General features: G+C 60.1%; 15 protein-coding genes. 7 read left to right on the top strand and 8 right to left on the bottom strand.

The window, feature by feature from the left end; translation table 11 throughout:
• Positions 1–48: 48 nt before the first annotated feature.
• The 6 genes from ACQ4OB_RS11490 to aspA form a co-directional block, all read right to left on the bottom strand.
• Positions 49–1,149, bottom strand: coding sequence for a polyamine ABC transporter substrate-binding protein (locus tag ACQ4OB_RS11490; protein ID WP_074872116.1), 1,101 nt, complete (start codon positions 1,147–1,149; stop codon positions 49–51).
• 12 nt (positions 1,150–1,161) lie between these two features.
• Positions 1,162–2,193, bottom strand: coding sequence for a histone deacetylase family protein (locus ACQ4OB_RS11485; RefSeq protein WP_076029243.1), 1,032 nt, complete (start codon positions 2,191–2,193; stop codon positions 1,162–1,164).
• Between the two features lie 257 nt (positions 2,194–2,450).
• On the bottom strand, positions 2,451–3,443 hold the full coding sequence (locus tag ACQ4OB_RS11480; protein ID WP_074872112.1) for an AraC family transcriptional regulator: 993 nt from the start codon (positions 3,441–3,443) through the stop codon (positions 2,451–2,453).
• Positions 3,444–3,607: 164 nt separating this feature from the next.
• Positions 3,608–4,612: an asparaginase gene (locus ACQ4OB_RS11475; protein WP_430955710.1), complete on the bottom strand. Its 1,005-nt coding sequence runs from the start codon at positions 4,610–4,612 to the stop codon at positions 3,608–3,610.
• A 143-nt stretch (positions 4,613–4,755) separates the two neighbouring features.
• Positions 4,756–6,207, bottom strand: a complete 1,452-nt coding sequence (locus ACQ4OB_RS11470) for an alanine/glycine:cation symporter family protein (RefSeq protein ID WP_430955709.1) — start codon at positions 6,205–6,207, stop codon at positions 4,756–4,758.
• A gap of 498 nt (positions 6,208–6,705) precedes the next feature.
• The gene (gene aspA / locus ACQ4OB_RS11465) at positions 6,706–8,130 is read right to left on the bottom strand and encodes an aspartate ammonia-lyase (RefSeq protein WP_008150027.1); all 1,425 of its coding nucleotides are present in this window, start codon (positions 8,128–8,130) and stop codon (positions 6,706–6,708) included.
• 180 nt (positions 8,131–8,310) lie between these two features.
• Between aspA and ACQ4OB_RS11460 the strand changes: the two genes are divergently transcribed.
• The 5 genes from ACQ4OB_RS11460 (at position 8,311) to ACQ4OB_RS11440 (ending at position 12,114) form a co-directional block, all read left to right on the top strand.
• Positions 8,311–9,219 (top strand): LysR substrate-binding domain-containing protein, encoded by a 909-nt coding sequence (locus tag ACQ4OB_RS11460; RefSeq protein ID WP_074872107.1) that lies wholly within the window; start codon positions 8,311–8,313, stop codon positions 9,217–9,219.
• 328 nt (positions 9,220–9,547) lie between these two features.
• On the top strand, positions 9,548–10,039 hold the full coding sequence (purE, locus tag ACQ4OB_RS11455; protein ID WP_074872105.1) for a 5-(carboxyamino)imidazole ribonucleotide mutase: 492 nt from the start codon (positions 9,548–9,550) through the stop codon (positions 10,037–10,039).
• 11 nt (positions 10,040–10,050) lie between these two features.
• Positions 10,051–11,133 (top strand): 5-(carboxyamino)imidazole ribonucleotide synthase, encoded by a 1,083-nt coding sequence (locus ACQ4OB_RS11450; RefSeq protein WP_074872103.1) that lies wholly within the window; start codon positions 10,051–10,053, stop codon positions 11,131–11,133.
• Between the two features lie 109 nt (positions 11,134–11,242).
• Positions 11,243–11,488, top strand: a complete 246-nt coding sequence (locus ACQ4OB_RS11445) for a GlsB/YeaQ/YmgE family stress response membrane protein (protein WP_074872101.1) — start codon at positions 11,243–11,245, stop codon at positions 11,486–11,488.
• An 89-nt stretch (positions 11,489–11,577) separates the two neighbouring features.
• Entirely contained in the window at positions 11,578–12,114 is a 537-nt protein-coding gene (locus ACQ4OB_RS11440) for a DUF3299 domain-containing protein (protein ID WP_074880413.1), read from the top strand.
• Between the two features lie 125 nt (positions 12,115–12,239).
• On the opposite strand, the gene ACQ4OB_RS11435 is transcribed toward ACQ4OB_RS11440, so the two are convergent.
• Both ACQ4OB_RS11435 and ACQ4OB_RS11430 read right to left on the bottom strand, forming a co-directional pair.
• The gene (locus ACQ4OB_RS11435; protein WP_430955708.1) at positions 12,240–13,139 is read right to left on the bottom strand and encodes a D-hexose-6-phosphate mutarotase; all 900 of its coding nucleotides are present in this window, start codon (positions 13,137–13,139) and stop codon (positions 12,240–12,242) included.
• 57 nt (positions 13,140–13,196) lie between these two features.
• On the bottom strand, positions 13,197–13,601 hold the full coding sequence (locus tag ACQ4OB_RS11430; RefSeq protein ID WP_003177184.1) for an acyl-CoA thioesterase: 405 nt from the start codon (positions 13,599–13,601) through the stop codon (positions 13,197–13,199).
• A gap of 362 nt (positions 13,602–13,963) precedes the next feature.
• Here ACQ4OB_RS11430 and ACQ4OB_RS11425 point away from each other — a divergent pair, with 362 nt between their 5' ends.
• Both ACQ4OB_RS11425 and ACQ4OB_RS11420 read left to right on the top strand, forming a co-directional pair.
• Positions 13,964–15,262: an MFS transporter gene (locus tag ACQ4OB_RS11425; protein ID WP_076029248.1), complete on the top strand. Its 1,299-nt coding sequence runs from the start codon at positions 13,964–13,966 to the stop codon at positions 15,260–15,262.
• Between the two features lie 233 nt (positions 15,263–15,495).
• The gene (locus ACQ4OB_RS11420) at positions 15,496–16,494 is read left to right on the top strand and encodes a phosphate ABC transporter substrate-binding protein PstS (RefSeq protein ID WP_074872095.1); all 999 of its coding nucleotides are present in this window, start codon (positions 15,496–15,498) and stop codon (positions 16,492–16,494) included.
• Positions 16,495–16,542: the final 48 nt, after the last annotated feature.

Here is a 16,542-nt window from a genome sequence, read left to right as displayed (position 1 = left end):
AAGACCCGCACGGGGCGGGTCTTCAAGGGTGCGTAAATGATGGTTTGCTCAAGTCCCGGACTTGATCTTGGTCCAGGCCCGGGTCCTTGCCCGTTCGGCGTCACGGGGCAGCGGTTGCAGGGTGTACAGCGTGCTCATCGCCGCTTCGGTCGGGTACAGGTTCGGGTTGTTGCGGATCGCCGGGTCGACCAGTTCGGTGGCGTCCTTGTTCGGGTTCGGGTAGCCGACGAAGTCGCTGACAGGCGCAATCACTTGCGGCTGCAACAAGTAGTTGATGAAGGTGTAGGCGTCTTCCGGGTTCTTCGCGCCTTTCGGGATGGAGAGCATGTCGAACCAGATCGGCGCGCCTTCTTTGGGCAGGCGCATGTCGACGAGCACGCCGTTCTTGGCTTCCTTGGCGCGGTTGGCGGCCTGGGAGAAGCTGCCGGAGTAACCGACCGCGACGCAGATGTCACCGTTGGCAATGTCGGCCATGTACTTCGAGGAATGGAAGTAGGTGATGTACGGACGAATCTTCATCAACAGCGCTTCAGCCTTTTCGTAGTCCGCCGGTTTCTTGCTGTTGGGGTCCAGGCCGAGGTGTTGCAGCGCCAGTGGCAGGATCTCCGACGGCGAGTCGAGCAAAGCCACGCCGCACTGCTTGAGCTTGCTGATGTTCTCTTCCTTGAAGATCAGGTCCCAGCTGTCCACCGGTGCGTTGTCACCCAGCGCAGCCTTGATCTTGTCCGGGTTGAAGCCGATCAGGATGGTCCCGTACATGTACGGCACGGCAAATTTGTTGCCCGGATCGTTGGCTTCGATCAGCTTCATCAGCTTGGGATCGAGGTGGTTCCAGTTCGGCAGTTTGCTGCGATCCAGTGGCTGGAAAACGCCGGCCTCGATCTGCTTGGCGAGAAACACGTTGGACGGCACGACCACGTCATAACCGGAGTTGCCGGTCAGCAGCTTGGCCTCCAGCGCTTCGTTGGTGTCGAAGATGTCGTAGACCAGTTTGGTCTGGGGGTTCTGGGCCTTGAAATCTTCCAGCGCTTTGGGAGTGATGTAGTCGAACCAGTTGTAGACGCGTAACGTTCGCTCTTCAGCATGAACGGCGCCACTGAGCACGGTGGCACACAGGGCGGGCGCGATAAAACGCTTGAGACTGATCATTGTTCTAATTCCTCATTGGGCGCTTTCAAAACCTTCGAGAACGTTCACGGCATTGATGCCGATTTCTTCTACCGCGTAGCCGCCTTCCATCACGAACAGCGTCGGCTTGCCGAGGCCGGCGATGCGTGCGCCCATGGCCAGGTAATCCGGGCTGTCGAGCTTGAACTGGGAGATCGGATCGTCCTTGAATGTATCGACGCCCAGGGAAACGACGACGATATCGGCGCCGTACTTTTCGATCTCTTTGCAGGCTTGTTCCAGCGCGGCACTCCAGCTGTCCCAACCGCTCCCTGCCGGCAAAGGGTAGTTGAAGTTGAAGCCTTCGCCGGCGCCTTCACCCAGCTCATCTTCATAGCCGAGGAAGAACGGGAACTCGGCTTCCGGATGGCCATGGATCGAGGTAAACAGCACATCACTGCGCTCGTAGAAAATCGATTGAGTGCCGTTGCCGTGGTGGTAATCGACGTCGAGGATCGCGACCTTTTTATGGCCCTGGTCGAGGAAGGCTTGAGCGGCGATGGCGGCGTTGTTGAGGTAGCAATAACCGCCCATCAAATCGCTGGCGGCGTGGTGTCCCGGTGGACGGCACAAGGCGAAGGCACTGCGCGCGCCGCGTTGAATGGCGGCTTGGGCGGTCAGCGCGACTTGCGCCGCACTGTATGCCGCTTGCCAGGTGCCGGCGGTAATCGGTGCGCCGCCGTCGAAGCTGTAATAGCCGAGCTGGCCGTGCAGGCTGGTGGGGATGATCCGGCGCAGGGTGCGGGCCGGCCAGGTGTAGGGCAGCAAGTCGCCGTCAGTACCGAATTCGGTCCAGCGCGCCCAGGCACCTTTGAAGAAGTCGAGGTAGTCGCGGCTGTGGATGCGCGCGATCGGGTCGAGACCGAAATCCTGCGGCGCTTCGACCGGGCCGAGGTCGCGGTGCTGCACACGCTGCAGAACATGATCGGCTCGCGAAGGCATTTCGAAGCAGGGCATCAGTTGCCCGTCCATCAATTCACAACGGCCGTGGTGCAGGTGGTGATCGTGCGAGTAGATCGTCAGCATTTTCTTGTTCTCCGCAGGCTGATTCGGTTGAACACAGTCTTGCGGCGCGCGGCGTATGAGAGAACGGCAGGAAAGGCCAAAAGGGGATCGATATGGCCAAAAGAATTGACCGAAATTCGCCCCTTCCCTTATTGGCGCAAACCCTGGCCGATCGTTCCCATGCTTCGCGTGGGAATGCCTCTTGGGACGCTCCGCGTCCCGGTGACGCAGAGCGTCGCTGGCTGCATTCCCACGCAGAGCGTGGGAACGATCAGTCGTCAGGGTCTGAACTGGCTCGGCGCTACACCGCTCCAGCGCACGAACGCATGACGGAAGCTCGCGGTCTCGCTGAAGCCCAATGCCTCGGCGATTTGATAGATCGGCAGTTGGTCATCGCAGAGCATGCGTTTGGCCTGCTCGAACCGCAGTTCATCAAGCAATTCCTGATAACTGCAGCCCAGATCCTTCAGATGCCGACGCAAGGTGCGCGCCGAGCAATTCATCTGCTCGGCCAAACCTTCGAGGCCGGGCGCCGCATTCAACTGCGCGCCGAGTAACTGGCGGATTCGCCCCAGCCACACCTGGCGACCGGTGAACTCGGTGTTTTGTTTGCGGCAGCGTTCGGCCATGGCCTGATGGGTGATGGCGTCGGCCAGAGGCAAGGGTTGATCGAGCCAGCGTTTATCAAAGGCAAAGGCGTTGGACGTAGCGTCGAACTGCAAGGGGCAATCGAAACGTTCGGTGTAGCGTGCCTGATAGTCCGGTGCGGGGTATTCGAAGCGGGCGCCAAGCAGCGGCAACGGTTGGCCGAGCAGGTCTTCGCAAGTGACCTTCATCGAAACCAGGCAAAACTCGACATTGAAGGGCGCCAGCGCAGGGTTTTCCCGATAGTCGCCAGCGGTGAGCCAGATGCGCTCGTTATCTTCTTCCAGGCTCAATTCGAACAGTGTTCCCAATAGCGCCGGGTAATGCAGTGCCAGCCGCAAGGCGTCACCTAAAGTGGCGCTGGTGAGTAAGGCGTACCCGAGCATGCCGTAGGACGAAACGTGCATCCGGCGGCCCAATTCCAGGCCGATGTCACGCTTGAGCGCGACGGCGTTGGCGCAGACCTGCATCTCCTGGTTGGTGGTGATGCGCGTGTCCGCCCGGCTCAGATCCGCCGGGCTGATGCCGCTTCCAGCCAGCAAGGCTTCGCTGGACAAGCCCTCGGCCTTGAAGGTGTTGAGCACCAGGGAGACAGCGTTGAGGGTGGTGAGATGGGAATGCAGCATGGGGTGTTCCAGCCTTGGGATGGCTGAAACGCAGCAAGTTGTATGCCTGATGGAGATCCTGTGGGAGTGAGCCTGCTCGCGATGGCGGTGTGTCAGTCAGCATCGATGTTGGATGGACGACCGCTATCGCGAGCAGGCTCGCTCCCACAGGGTTTTGCAGGGTGTCAGCTGAGTTCGCCGCAGAGGTCGAGTTCTACAAGGCGCCGCACTTCAGCGTTATCCAGATTTGCAGCCAACAACGCATGCAACTTGCCGAACGCCGCTTCGCGCGTCATGCCTCCACCGGACAACACGCCGACACCGCGCAAGCGACTGCCAGCCTCGTAAACATCCAGCTCGACGCCACCTTCATGGCATTGGGTGACGGCTACAACGACAACACCCTTGTCCCGCGCCCGCTCCAGGCTGGCGAGAAACTCCGGGTTATCGCTGGGCCCGGTACCGCTGCCGTAGCACTCCAGCACCAGGCCTTGAATGCCGCTGTCGAGCAGGCCGTCCAGCATTTCGGCACCGATGCCCGGGAACAGCGGCAGCACCGCAACCTTCGTCAGCTGTTTAGCCTGGTTGTAATTCAACTGCGCTGGCACGGAAGTCGCTTTCACGCCGCCACCCTGGCGCTCAAGCCGCTTGAACGGATGACGACCGAAACTGCGCACCTTCGCGCAATGGGTCGGGTCCAGCTGCTCACCGTGGAAGTACAGATGAACGCCCGGCGCCAGGCCGTGACCCAAAGCAACCAACGCTCCACTGAGGTTTTCCCAGGCATCGCTGTCGGTTACGCCGGCCGGCAGCATGGAACCGGTGAACACCACGCGGGCATGCAGGCCGAGCAATTGAAAACTCATGGCCGCCGCGCTGTAGGCGAGGGTGTCGGTGCCATGCAGGATCAGCACGCTGTCGCAACCCTGGACATCGACGGCATCGACCACCGCTTCACGCAGTTGCTGCCAGTAAACCGGGGTCATGTTGGCGCTGTCGATCAGCGGCGACATCTCGCGAAAGCGCCATTGCGGCACGACCAGGTCAGGCTGGCTGTGCAGATACTCGCGCATCCGGGCTTCGAAACCGGACGCCGGGGCCAGGCCGTGGGCGCTGGCTTGCATGCCGATGGTGCCGCCGGTGTAGAGCACCATGACGTGCTGGGCGGCAGGGTAGGTCGAGGAATTCATGGAGACGCTCCGAGAACAATGACATTCCTAATGTGGGAGCGAGCCTGCTCGCGAAAGGGCCGGAACATTCAACATCAATGTTGACTGTCAAACCGCTATCGCGAGCAGGCTCGCTCCCACAGGGGATACCGCACTTTAACCGATCAGCGTTGCGCTGCGGGTACGCCTTGCGGCTGGGCTTGAGCCCCGGTGGTGGCGGCTGGCGGATTGGCTGGCCAGGCTTTCAGATCCAGGTCCAGGTCCGGGAACTTGCTCGAATCGAACACCGGGGTCTTGATGCCGGCAGCTCGCTGGTCATCGTAGTCACGCAGGATGCGCATGCCGACCTTGAACAGCAGGAACAACGCGATCAGGTTCACGAATGCCAGCATCGTCATGGTGATGTCGGCGAAGGCGAACACGGTGCCGAGGTTTTCGATGGCACCCCAGAAGATCAATACCAGTACCAGTGCGCGGTAACCGATCAGCGCCTTGCGGTTTTCACCCAGCATGAAGCGCAGGTTGTTCTCGCCCAGGTAGTAGTTGTAGAGGATCGAGGTGAACACGAACAACGACAGAGCCACCGAAATGAAGACCCGGCCCCAGTCACCGACCACGGCGGCCAGGGAGTTCTGGGTCAGGGCAATGCCATCGCCTTCGAAGCCCGGGGTGTAGAAGCCCGACAGCAGGATCAGCAACGCGGTGCAGGTGCAGATCACGAAAGTGTCGAGGAACACGCTGAACGCCTGAACCACACCTTGCGATACCGGGTGCTCGACCGAGGCCACAGCGGCCACGTTCGGCGCACTGCCCAGGCCTGCTTCGTTGGCGAACACGCCGCGCTTCACGCCCATGACGATGGCGCTGCCGATCAGGCCGCCGAAGGCTTGATCCAGACCGAAGGCGCTTTTGACGATGGTCATCAACATGCCCGGAACGTGGTCGAACTGCAGCACGATCACGTAGAGGGTCACGCCGATGTACGCCAGGGTTTTCACCGGCACCAGCAGGTCAGCGACCTTGGCGATCCGCTTGATACCGCCGATGAACACCAGACCCAGCAACACCGCCAGTGCCAGCCCGGTGTAAGTGGTGTCGAAGCCGAACGCGTTGTTCAGCGAGTGGGTCACGGCATGGGCTTGCAGGCCGTTGAAGGCGAAGCCGAAGGTGATCAGCAGCAGGAACGCCATGATCATGCCCAACCAGCGTTTCTGCAGGCCATGCTGGATGTAAAAGGACGGGCCGCCACGATACTGGCCTTCGGAGTCGCAGCGCTTGTAAAGCTGGCCGAGGGAGCATTCGAAGAAGCTGCTGGACATGCCGACCAGCGCGGTCACCCACATCCAGAACACGGCACCGGGGCCACCCAGGGTCACGGCGATACCGACACCGGCGATGTTACCTGCACCGACGCGGCCGGCGAGGCTGAGCATCAGGGCCTGGAACGAACTGAGCTGGCCAGCGCTGCTTTTGAGGCTGTCGCGGAACACCGCGAACATGTGGAAGAAATGGCGGAACTGAACGAAACGCGAGCGGATCGTGAAGTAGCTACCGAGCCCGACAATGAGCACGATCAGTACTTTCCCTGAGAGGAAGTCGTTAATGACTTCGAGCATGGATTATTCCTCGCTGTTTTTTGTGTAGGCAAATGCTGTGCGGTCAGAAATATCGCGTTACACCGGATTGCACGCGGCAAAACAGGTGAGGCGAAGGTTCGTCCCGATTTCATATTGCGGGTTTGTTATTAGTTCGGGTTTCGCATGGGTTTGGGCCTCGTTACCGACGACCGCTCACGCGAAGAGGGGCGGCACTATACCTATGAGTGTGCCGTCCGTCTGCACGGTTGTGGTGCAAGCGATGAATCGAAGCCTTTGAAACACCTGACTTTTTTGAGCCAGGCTCTTGTAGGAGTGAGCCTGATCGCGATGAACGATAACGCGGTGTAACTGAGATACCGCGGTGTCTGCATCGCGAGCAGGCTCACTCCCACAGAAGACAGAAGTCCTTTCAAAAGTTAAAAAAAAGGGCTTGGGGAACAAATCCCCAAGCCCTCAAAAGGTGAGAGGTGTCTAGTCCCTCGACCTGGTGAGCGGTGCTACAAGTAACGCGTCGGATCAGGCTTTAAGCGGAACCAGACGCGGAGCAATCATGTTTTCCGGGCGCAGGATGTCGGCGAGCATTTCGTCGTCGAGCAAGCCTTCTTCGCGCACCAGTTCCAGCACGCCGCGGCCGCTTTCGAGGGCGATACGGGCGATACGGGTAGCGTTTTCATAGCCGATGTACGGGTTCAGCGCGGTGACCAGGCCGATCGAGTGTTCGACCAGTTCACGGCAGCGCTCTTCGTTGGCGGTGATGCCGACGATGCAGTGTTCGCGAAGCATGTCCATGGCGCGTTGCAGCAGGCGGATCGAGTCGAAGATCTTGAACGCGATCAGCGGCTCCATCACGTTCAGTTGCAACTGGCCGCCTTCGGCTGCGATGGTCAGCGCCAGGTCGTTGCCGATGATCTGGAACGCCACCTGGTTGACCGCTTCCGGGATTACCGGGTTGACCTTGCCGGGCATGATCGAGCTGCCTGGCTGACGCGCTGGCAGGTTGATTTCGTTGATGCCGGTGCGTGGGCCGCTGGACAGCAGGCGCAGGTCGTTGCAGATCTTCGACAGCTTCACAGCGGTGCGCTTGAGCATGCCGGAGAACAGCACGAAGGCGCCCATGTCGGAGGTGGCTTCGATCAGGTCGGCAGCCGGAACCAGCGGTTGTCCGCTGATCAGCGCCAGACGCTCAACGGCCAGGTGCTGGTAGCGCGGGTCGGCGTTGATGCCGGTACCGATCGCGGTGCCGCCCAGGTTCACTTCGGTCAGCAGTTCCGGGGCCAGCGTCTTCAGACGGGCCAGGTCTTCGCCCAGCGTGGTGGCGAATGCGCGGAATTCCTGGCCGAGGGTCATCGGCACGGCGTCTTGCAGTTGGGTACGGCCCATTTTCAGGACGTGAGCGAACTCTTGGCCCTTGGCGGCGAACGCCTGGATCAGGCTGTCGAGGCTGGCCAGCAGCGCGTCGTGACCCAGCAGCAGACCCAGACGGATCGCGGTCGGGTAGGCGTCGTTGGTCGACTGCGCCATGTTCACGTCGTTGTTCGGGTGCAGGTATTGGTATTCGCCCTTCTGGTGACCCATGGCCTCCAGCGCGATGTTGGCGATGACTTCGTTGGCATTCATGTTGGTTGAAGTGCCGGCGCCGCCTTGAATCATGTCCACGACGAACTCTTCGTGGAAATCGCCGCGGATCAAACGTGCACAGGCTTCGCTGATGGCAGCGTGCTTGGCTTCGCTCAGGTGACCCAACTCGCGGTTGGCGTCAGCGGCGGCTTGTTTAACCATCGCCAGGCCGACAACCAGCTTCGGGTAATGCGAAATCGGAACGCCGGAGAGACGGAAGTTGTTCACCGCTCGCAGGGTCTGGATGCCGTAATACGCTTGAGCAGGTACTTCGAGTACGCCAAGCAGGTCTTTTTCTGTGCGGAAAGATGCAGCGGAGGACATGATAGAAATCATCTCGATATGGACCCGGTCTGTGCCGGAACGCTGCAAATGCTAGGCTTGTGGAGAATTTTGGGCCAATGCTGTTAAACACTAGCCTATGCACATTCGGCATAATGCCCATGTGACGCCGTGTCTGCGGCGAGCGTGTGACCTAAATTGGTGCGTGTCCGGGAGGCCGTGATGAACCTTGAAAGTAAATGGCTGGAGGACTTTAGTGCCCTGGCTGCCACCCGCAGCTTCTCCCAGGCTGCCGAACGACGCTTCGTGACTCAGCCGGCATTCAGCCGACGGATCCGCAGCCTTGAAGCCGCGTTGGGGCTGACCCTGGTCAATCGCTCGCGCACGCCGATCGAACTGACGGCGGCGGGGCAGCTGTTTCTGGTCACCGCGCGGACGGTGGTCGAGCAGCTCGGTGAAGTGCTGCGTCACCTTCATCACCTGGAAGGCGGGCAGGGCGAGGTGATGCAGGTCGCCGCCGCTCACTCCCTGGCGCTGGGTTTCTTCCCGCGCTGGATCGCGCAGTTGCGTAACGAAGGCCTGAACATCGCGACGCGCCTGGTGGCGACCAACGTCGGCGATGCCGTGCATGCATTGCGCGAAGGCGGTTGTGACTTGATGCTGGCGTTCTACGACCCGGATGCCGCGATGCAGATGGACCCGGAAATTTTTCCATCGCTGCACCTTGGCAACACCGAAATGCTCCCGGTCTGCGCGGCGGACGCCGACGGCAAGCCACTGTTCGATCTGGAAGGCGAAGGCAGTGTGCCGCTGCTCGCCTACAGCGCCGGCGCATTTCTCGGGCGTTCGGTGAACATGCTGCTGCGCCAGCGCGCGCTGCGCTTCACCACCATTTACGAGACGGCCATGGCCGACAGTCTTAAAAGCATGGCGCTGGAGGGGTTGGGCATTGCCTGGGTGCCGCGGCTCAGCGTGCGCGCCGAACTGGCTCGGGGTGAACTGGTGGTATGCGGCGGCCCGCAATGGCATGTGCCGCTGGAGATTCGCTTGTACCGCTGCGCGCTGGTGCGCAAGGCGAACGTGCGATTGCTGTGGCGCAAACTGGAAGGCGGCGCAGCGCAGAGTTCTTGAACATGTCGACTAACCCTGTGGGAGTGAGCCTGCTCGCGATAGCGGACTAATATTCAACGCAAATGTCGACCGGGCCGACGCCATCGCGAGCAGGCTCGCTCCCACAGGGAATGATGTTGTATTGACTGACTCTGAAGTCAATAAAACCGGCGCTTTGCGTCGTATGACAGATGGTCGTCTCGGGGGCTGTTTATCTGCCTCATTGAGGTATACTGCGCGGCCTTCGGCCGGTTCGTCCGGCCATAATTCGTACAATCAAGCCACGCATATTGCGTGGCTTGTTGTTTTTTGACGCGCCTGCGGGCGCCCAGAGAGAAGAGGCACGACGATGAGCGCACTGGTTGGCGTGATCATGGGCTCCAAGTCCGATTGGTCCACCCTTAGCCACACCGCCGATATGCTGGAAAAGCTCGGCATTCCTTACGAGGTGAAAGTGGTCTCTGCCCACCGCACCCCGGACCTGCTCTTCCAGTACGCCGAAGAGGCTGAGGCGCGTGGCATCGAGGTGATCATCGCCGGTGCCGGCGGCGCGGCCCACTTGCCAGGCATGTGTGCGGCCAAGACCCACCTGCCGGTACTGGGTGTGCCGGTGCAGTCGTCGATGCTCTCGGGCGTCGATTCGCTGCTGTCTATCGTGCAGATGCCCGCGGGCATTCCGGTTGCCACCCTGGCCATCGGCAAGGCCGGCGCGATCAACGCAGCGCTGCTCTCGGCGAGCATTCTCGGCGCCAAGCACCCGCACTTCCACGCGGTGCTGAAAAAATTCCGCGCTGAACAGACAGACAGCGTCCTGGAAAATCCAGACCCACGCATCGCCTGAGGTTGTTGACGATGAAGATCGGTGTAATCGGTGGCGGCCAGTTGGGTCGCATGTTGGCGCTGGCGGGTACTCCGCTGGGCATGAACTTCGCTTTCCTGGACCCCGCGCCGGATGCTTGTGCAGCCGCGTTGGGCGAACACCTGCGGGCCGATTACGGCGATCAGGATCACCTGCGTCAGCTGGCCGATGAAGTCGATCTGGTGACCTTCGAGTTCGAAAGCGTCCCGGCTGAAACCGTCGCGTTCCTCTCGCAATTCGTCCCGGTGTATCCGAGCGCCGAAGCCCTGCGCATCGCTCGTGATCGCTGGTTCGAGAAGAGCATGTTCAAGGACCTGGGGATTCCCACCCCGGCGTTCGCCGACATTCAATCGCAAGCCGACCTGGACGCTGCCGTAGCTTCCATCGGTCTGCCGGCCGTGCTGAAAACCCGCACCCTGGGTTACGACGGCAAGGGCCAGAAAGTCCTGCGCAAGCCTGAAGATGTGGCCGGTACGTTCGCCGAACTGGGCAGCGTGGCTTGCCTGCTGGAAGGCTTCGTGCCGTTTACCGGCGAAGTCTCGCTGATTGCCGTGCGTGCCCGCGATGGCGAAACCAGGTTCTATCCGCTGGTTCACAACACCCACGACAGCGGCATCCTCAAGTTGTCCGTGGCCAGCACCGACCACCCGCTGCAAGCCTTGGCGGAAGACTATTCCAGCCGTGTGCTCAAGCAGCTGAATTACGTTGGCGTGATGGCGTTCGAGTTCTTTGAAGTCGACGGTGGCCTCAAGGCCAACGAGATCGCCCCGCGTGTGCACAACTCGGGTCACTGGACCACGGAAGGCGCCGAGTGCAGCCAGTTCGAAAACCACCTGCGGGCCGTTGCCGGTCTGCCGCTGGGTTCGACGGCCAAGGTCGGCGAGAGCGCGATGCTCAACTTCATCGGCAAAGTGCCGGAGACCGAGAAAGTCCTGGCCATCGCCGATTGCCATCTGCATCACTATGGCAAGGCGTTCAAGGTCGGTCGCAAGGTCGGCCACGCCAACCTGCGTTGTGCAGACCGCGAAACACTGGCCGCGCAGATCCTCAAGGTCGAAGCCCTTATCGCCGAGTAAACAGTTTCATGTGGCAGCGGTGGAACCATTCAGGGGCCGCCGTTCTCTCATGGCAGGATGCCAAAGTCTGTCTAGGCTTGGACGTAGCACTTAATCAGAGGGAAATGCCATGGGAATTATCGGAACCATCTTTATCGGCTTGATCGTCGGCCTGCTGGCGCGGTTCCTGAAGCCGGGCGATGACAAAATGGGCTGGATCATGACCATCCTGCTCGGTATTGGCGGTTCGCTGGCGGCCACTTATGGCGGCCAGGCTCTGGGCATCTATCATGCGGGCGAAGGTGCAGGCTTCATCGGTGCGCTGGTTGGCGCGGTGGTGTTGCTGGTGATCTACGGTTTGATCAAAAAGAACTGATTCAAAGCGACAAAGCCCCCTCTGCGCTGCAGGCAGAGCGGGCTAGAATGCTCGGCGTTGCACTGTCCTCTCCTTTGCCGAGCACCTTCATGCGCCGTCTTCTGCTGACTTTCCTTTTACTGGGCTCGGGCCTCGCCCATGCCGGCGAACTGCCGGAAACCGACTGGCTCGACCTGATGCCCAAGTCGGACCAGAAAGCCCTCGAGGCCATGCCTGAAATCGACCACAACTCCCCCGAAGCCAATGGCACCTTTACCGAAAAGGGTGGCATGAAGCAGAGCAAGGGCTTGCCGGCGGTGATGTATTCGAGCAAAACCGTGGCGTCGATGAACGACAAGCACATCCGCATCGGCGGTTATCCGGTGCCGCTGGAGTCCGACGCCCAGGGCCGCAGCACGCTGTTCTTCCTCGTGCCGTATCCGGGCGCCTGCATCCACGTGCCGCCACCGCCACCTAATCAATTGGTGCTGGTGCGTTATCCCAAAGGTTTGAAGCTGAACGACATCTACACACCGCTGTGGGTGACCGGCACGCTGAAGATCGAGCAGGTCAACAACGACCTGGCTGACGCAGCGTATGCGCTGGATGCGGCGAAAGTGCGGGTGGTACAGGAATCAGATCTCTAGCAGCCAACCAAAATAACTGTGGGAGCCAGCCTGCTGGCGATAGCGGTCCGTCAGATACTTTCAATTTGACTGACATGACGCCATCGCCAGCAGGCTGGCTCCCACATTTCGTATTGCGGTGTTGCTTAGAGAGGTTTGCTGCCGATGCTGACACCCAGGGTATGACTCGCACCCGGCGCCAGCGTCACCACATCATCCATCACGTTCGCCGTTTCAATGCACAGCATGCGCTGCCAGCCATCGTCGGCCATGTCACTGAACGCTGCGGCGCGTTCAATCCACGGATTCCAGATCACCGCCGAGCGTGAACCGCTGCTGGTCAGTTCGATGCGCCGTTCCCAGGCCGGATCGACAATGCTCAGCTTCGCCGGGGTATTGAGATAGATACGGTCGGTCTCGCCGACAAAACGCAGATCGCCGGTCTGGGTGACGGTTTTCCAGTCGTCCAGGGTTTCGATGTAACTCAAGCCATCCAGCCCTTCGACATGTACTTCGCGTACATCGCTGACCGCGAAATAGCTGTGCAGCGCCTGGCTGATGGTGACGCTGTCAGCACCCTGGTTATGGCTGGTCAGGCTGATATGCAGTTGCTCGTCCAAACGGATGCTCAGCTTTAAATCCACCTGATGCGGCCAGCCCGGGAAGCCGTCTTCGGGGTAGGGCAGAAGGAATTCCACCTTCAGGCTTTCGCCTTCGGTTTCGATGCCGCCCAGTTCCCAGTCCATTGTCCGGACAAAGCCGTGAGCGGTTGGCGCTTCATTGCCGACGCGCATGGCCTGAACGCTCTGCGGGTTGCGCGGCAGATTGCCGAACCATGGCCAGCACACCGGAACCCCGGCGCGGATGCTCTTGCCAGTCTTGAACACGGCCTCGTCGTTGAGCCAGATCAACGGCGGTTCCCCGGCCACTTGATAACTGAGGATGTGTGCGCCCTGCTGGGCAACCAGCAATTCGGCCTGACCGTGGCGGATGCGCCAGCAGTTCAGTTCATCCAGTTTCACGGCTTCAACGTTGGGCGTGCTCATGGGGCAACTCTCGATCAGGAACAATGACTGCAATGGACCGCAGAAAGGCCGCAGTGTTTAACGAGCTCTTGGCGGAACCGAACGGGTGCGACCGCTGCCGTCGATCGCGACGAATACAAACACGGCTTCAGTCACCTTACGCCATTCGCTGGACAGCGGATCGTCACTCCAGACCTCGACCATCATCTGAATCGAGCTGCGGCCGATTTCCAACGCCTGGGTATAAAAGGAAAGCTGAGCGCCCACCGCTACCGGAACCAGAAACGCCATGCGGTCGATCGCAACCGTAGCCACGCGGCCACCGGCGACTTTGCTGGCCATTGCGGTGCCGGCCAAATCCATCTGCGACACCAGCCAACCGCCGAAAATATCGCCGAAGCCGTTGGTTTCGCGGGGAAGCGCGGTAATTTGCAGGGCCAGGTCGCCTTGCGGGATTGGATCTTCTTGTTCGAGCTCTATCATGCCGGGGGTGCCTCTGACCCGTGACTCTCATAAGTACTTCAGGTGAATAGCCGTCTCAAGGAAAAACGATTCAGCCCCGAACATACTACGTTCGTCACGTTTTTCGTAAGGCGCCTAAAGGGAAACTCTGCGAAATCGACTGGTAGAGCCAGCAGCGTCTTCGCACAGCAACCCTTGCAAGCTGTCGCAAGATTGCGAGTATATCGATCGGTAGACTCCGAGACGACCGTCCGGTTCTCATTTCGACCGTCAAATACGCACCTCTATGTGCTTTTTCGAACAATTTGCTATCGTGCCGGACCTGCCCAAGCCTCAGCCAGCGTTGTTGGGGTTGCAGATCCGACTATAAGAGAAGCCTTGCCATGACCACAGCGCCCTCGAGCATCGCGCAGCCCACTCAATCCGCACGTCCGCTGACCCGCAGCGATTACAAGACGTTGTCACTGTCTGCCCTGGGCGGTGCGCTGGAGTTTTACGACTTCATCATCTTCGTGTTCTTCGCCACGGTGGTCGGCAAGCTGTTCTTCCCGGCCGACATGCCCGAGTGGCTGCGCTTGATGCAGACCTTCGGGATCTTTGCCGCCGGCTACCTGGCGCGGCCGCTGGGCGGCATCGTCATGGCGCACTTCGGCGACCTGCTGGGACGCAAGAAGATGTTCACCCTGAGCATTTTCATGATGGCGGTGCCGACCCTGATCATGGGCCTGCTACCGACTTACGCGCAGATCGGCATGTGGGCGCCGATCCTGTTGCTGCTGATGCGGGTGATTCAAGGTGCTGCGATTGGCGGTGAAGTGCCGGGCGCGTGGGTATTCGTTTCCGAACACGTGCCGCAGCGGCACATTGGCTACGCCTGCGGCACCCTGACCTGCGGCCTGACGGCCGGTATCCTGCTGGGCTCGCTGGTCGCCACCGCGATCAACAGCATTTACACCCCGGTCGAAGTCTCGGATTACGCTTGGCGGATTCCGTTCCTGCTGGGTGGCGTATTCGGCCTGTTCTCGGTTTACCTGCGTCGCTGGTTGCACGAGACGCCAGTATTCGCCGAGTTGCAACTGCGCAAGGCTCTGGCAGAAGAAGTGCCGCTGCGGGCCGTGTTGCGCGACCATCGCGGGGCGATCCTGATTTCCATGCTGCTGACCTGGCTGCTGTCCGCCGGCATCATCGTGGTCATCCTGATGACCCCGACCGTGCTGCAGACCGTCTACCACTTCTCGCCAACCACCGCGTTACAGGCCAACAGCCTGGCGATCGTATTTCTGAGCCTGGGCTGTGTCGCCTCCGGTGTACTGGCGGACCGCTTCGGCGCGGGTCGTGTCTTCGTGTTCGGCAGTGCTGCGTTGCTGATCAGTTCGTGGACCTTCTACCACAGCCTGTTCAACCACCCGGACTGGCTGTTCCCGATGTACGCCTTGACCGGCTTGCTGGTCGGCACCATCGGTGCGGTGCCGTATGTGATGGTCAAAGCATTTCCGGCGGTGGTGCGTTTCAGCGGGCTGTCGTTCTCCTACAACCTGGCCTACGCCATCTTCGGCGGCCTGACCCCGATGGTTGTCACCTTGCTGCTCAAGGAAAGCCCGATGGGGCCTGCCTATTACGTAGCGATCATCTGCGGTGTCGGGGTTCTGGTGGGCGCGTATCTCTGGAAGAAAGGTCGCTGAACACGTAACCGATCGTTCCCATGCTCCGCGTGGGAATGCATCCCGTGACGCTCCGCGTCACCTCTCACAGCGGACGCAGAGCGTCCATGGCGGCATTCCCACGCAGAGCATGGGAACGATCTGTCGCTACATGCTGGCCTTTCATCTAATTGTCATATTTCAGCCATAGAGTGTTCACACGGCCTGCTGATACTTGGCCCCGACTTAACACACCTATCTGCTAGGAGTAAGGCATGAAACTGAAGCGTTTGATGGCGGCAATGACTTTTGTCGCTGCTGGCGTTGCGACTGCCAACGCGGTTGCCGCTGTTGACCCTGCTATCCCGAGCTACACCAAGACCACTGGTGTGTCGGGCAACCTGTCCAGCGTCGGCTCCGATACCCTGGCCAACCTCATGACCCTGTGGGCTGAGAACTACAAAAAAGAATACCCGAACGTAAATATCCAGATTCAGGCTGCCGGTTCTTCTACCGCGCCACCTGCGTTGACTGAAGGCACCGCTAACCTGGGCCCGATGAGCCGCAAGATGAAGGACAACGAACTTCAGGCCTTCGAAACCAAATACGGCTACAAGCCAACCGCAATCCCGGTTGCCGTGGATGCCCTGGCGGTCTTCGTTCATAAAGACAACCCGATCCAGCACATGACCATGGAGCAAGTCGACGCGATCTTCTCCTCGACGCGTCTGTGCGGCGCCAAAGCCGACGTGAAAACCTGGGGCGACCTGGGTGTGACCGGCGACCTGGCCAACAAGCCGGTTCAACTGTTTGGTCGTAACTCGGTATCCGGCACTTATGGCTACTTCAAGGAAGAAGCCCTGTGCAAAGGCGACTACAAGCCTAACGTCAACGAACAACCAGGCTCGGCTTCGGTCGTGCAGTCGATCAGCTCCTCGCTGAATGGCGTGGGTTACTCGGGCATCGGTTACAAGACCGCCAGCGTGAAGACTGTAGCTCTGGCCAAGAAAGGCAGCACCGAGTTCGTTGAAGACACCGAAGAAAACGCCCTGAACGGCAAGTACCCGCTGTCGCGTTTCCTCTACGTTTACGTCAACAAAGCCCCGAACAAGCCTCTGGCCCCGCTGGAAGCCGAGTTCGTGAAGCTGATTCTGTCCAAACAGGGTCAGGAAGTGGTTGTGAAAGACGGCTACATCCCGCTGCCAGCCAAGGTTGCTGCAAAAGCACTGGCTGACCTGGGTCTGCAAGAAGGTAACAACGTAGCAAAAAAGTAAAACCCTGAGCCCGGGGTAACCCCGGACTCTGTAGGAGCTGTCGAGGGA

Origin of the sequence: Pseudomonas sp. ES4 (assembly GCF_050586665.1) — a bacterium.
Taxonomy (GTDB): Bacteria; Pseudomonadota; Gammaproteobacteria; order Pseudomonadales; family Pseudomonadaceae; genus Aquipseudomonas; species Aquipseudomonas frederiksbergensis.
Note: the sequence above shows the minus strand (reverse complement) of the source record. Positions and strands in the feature narration are given on the sequence as shown.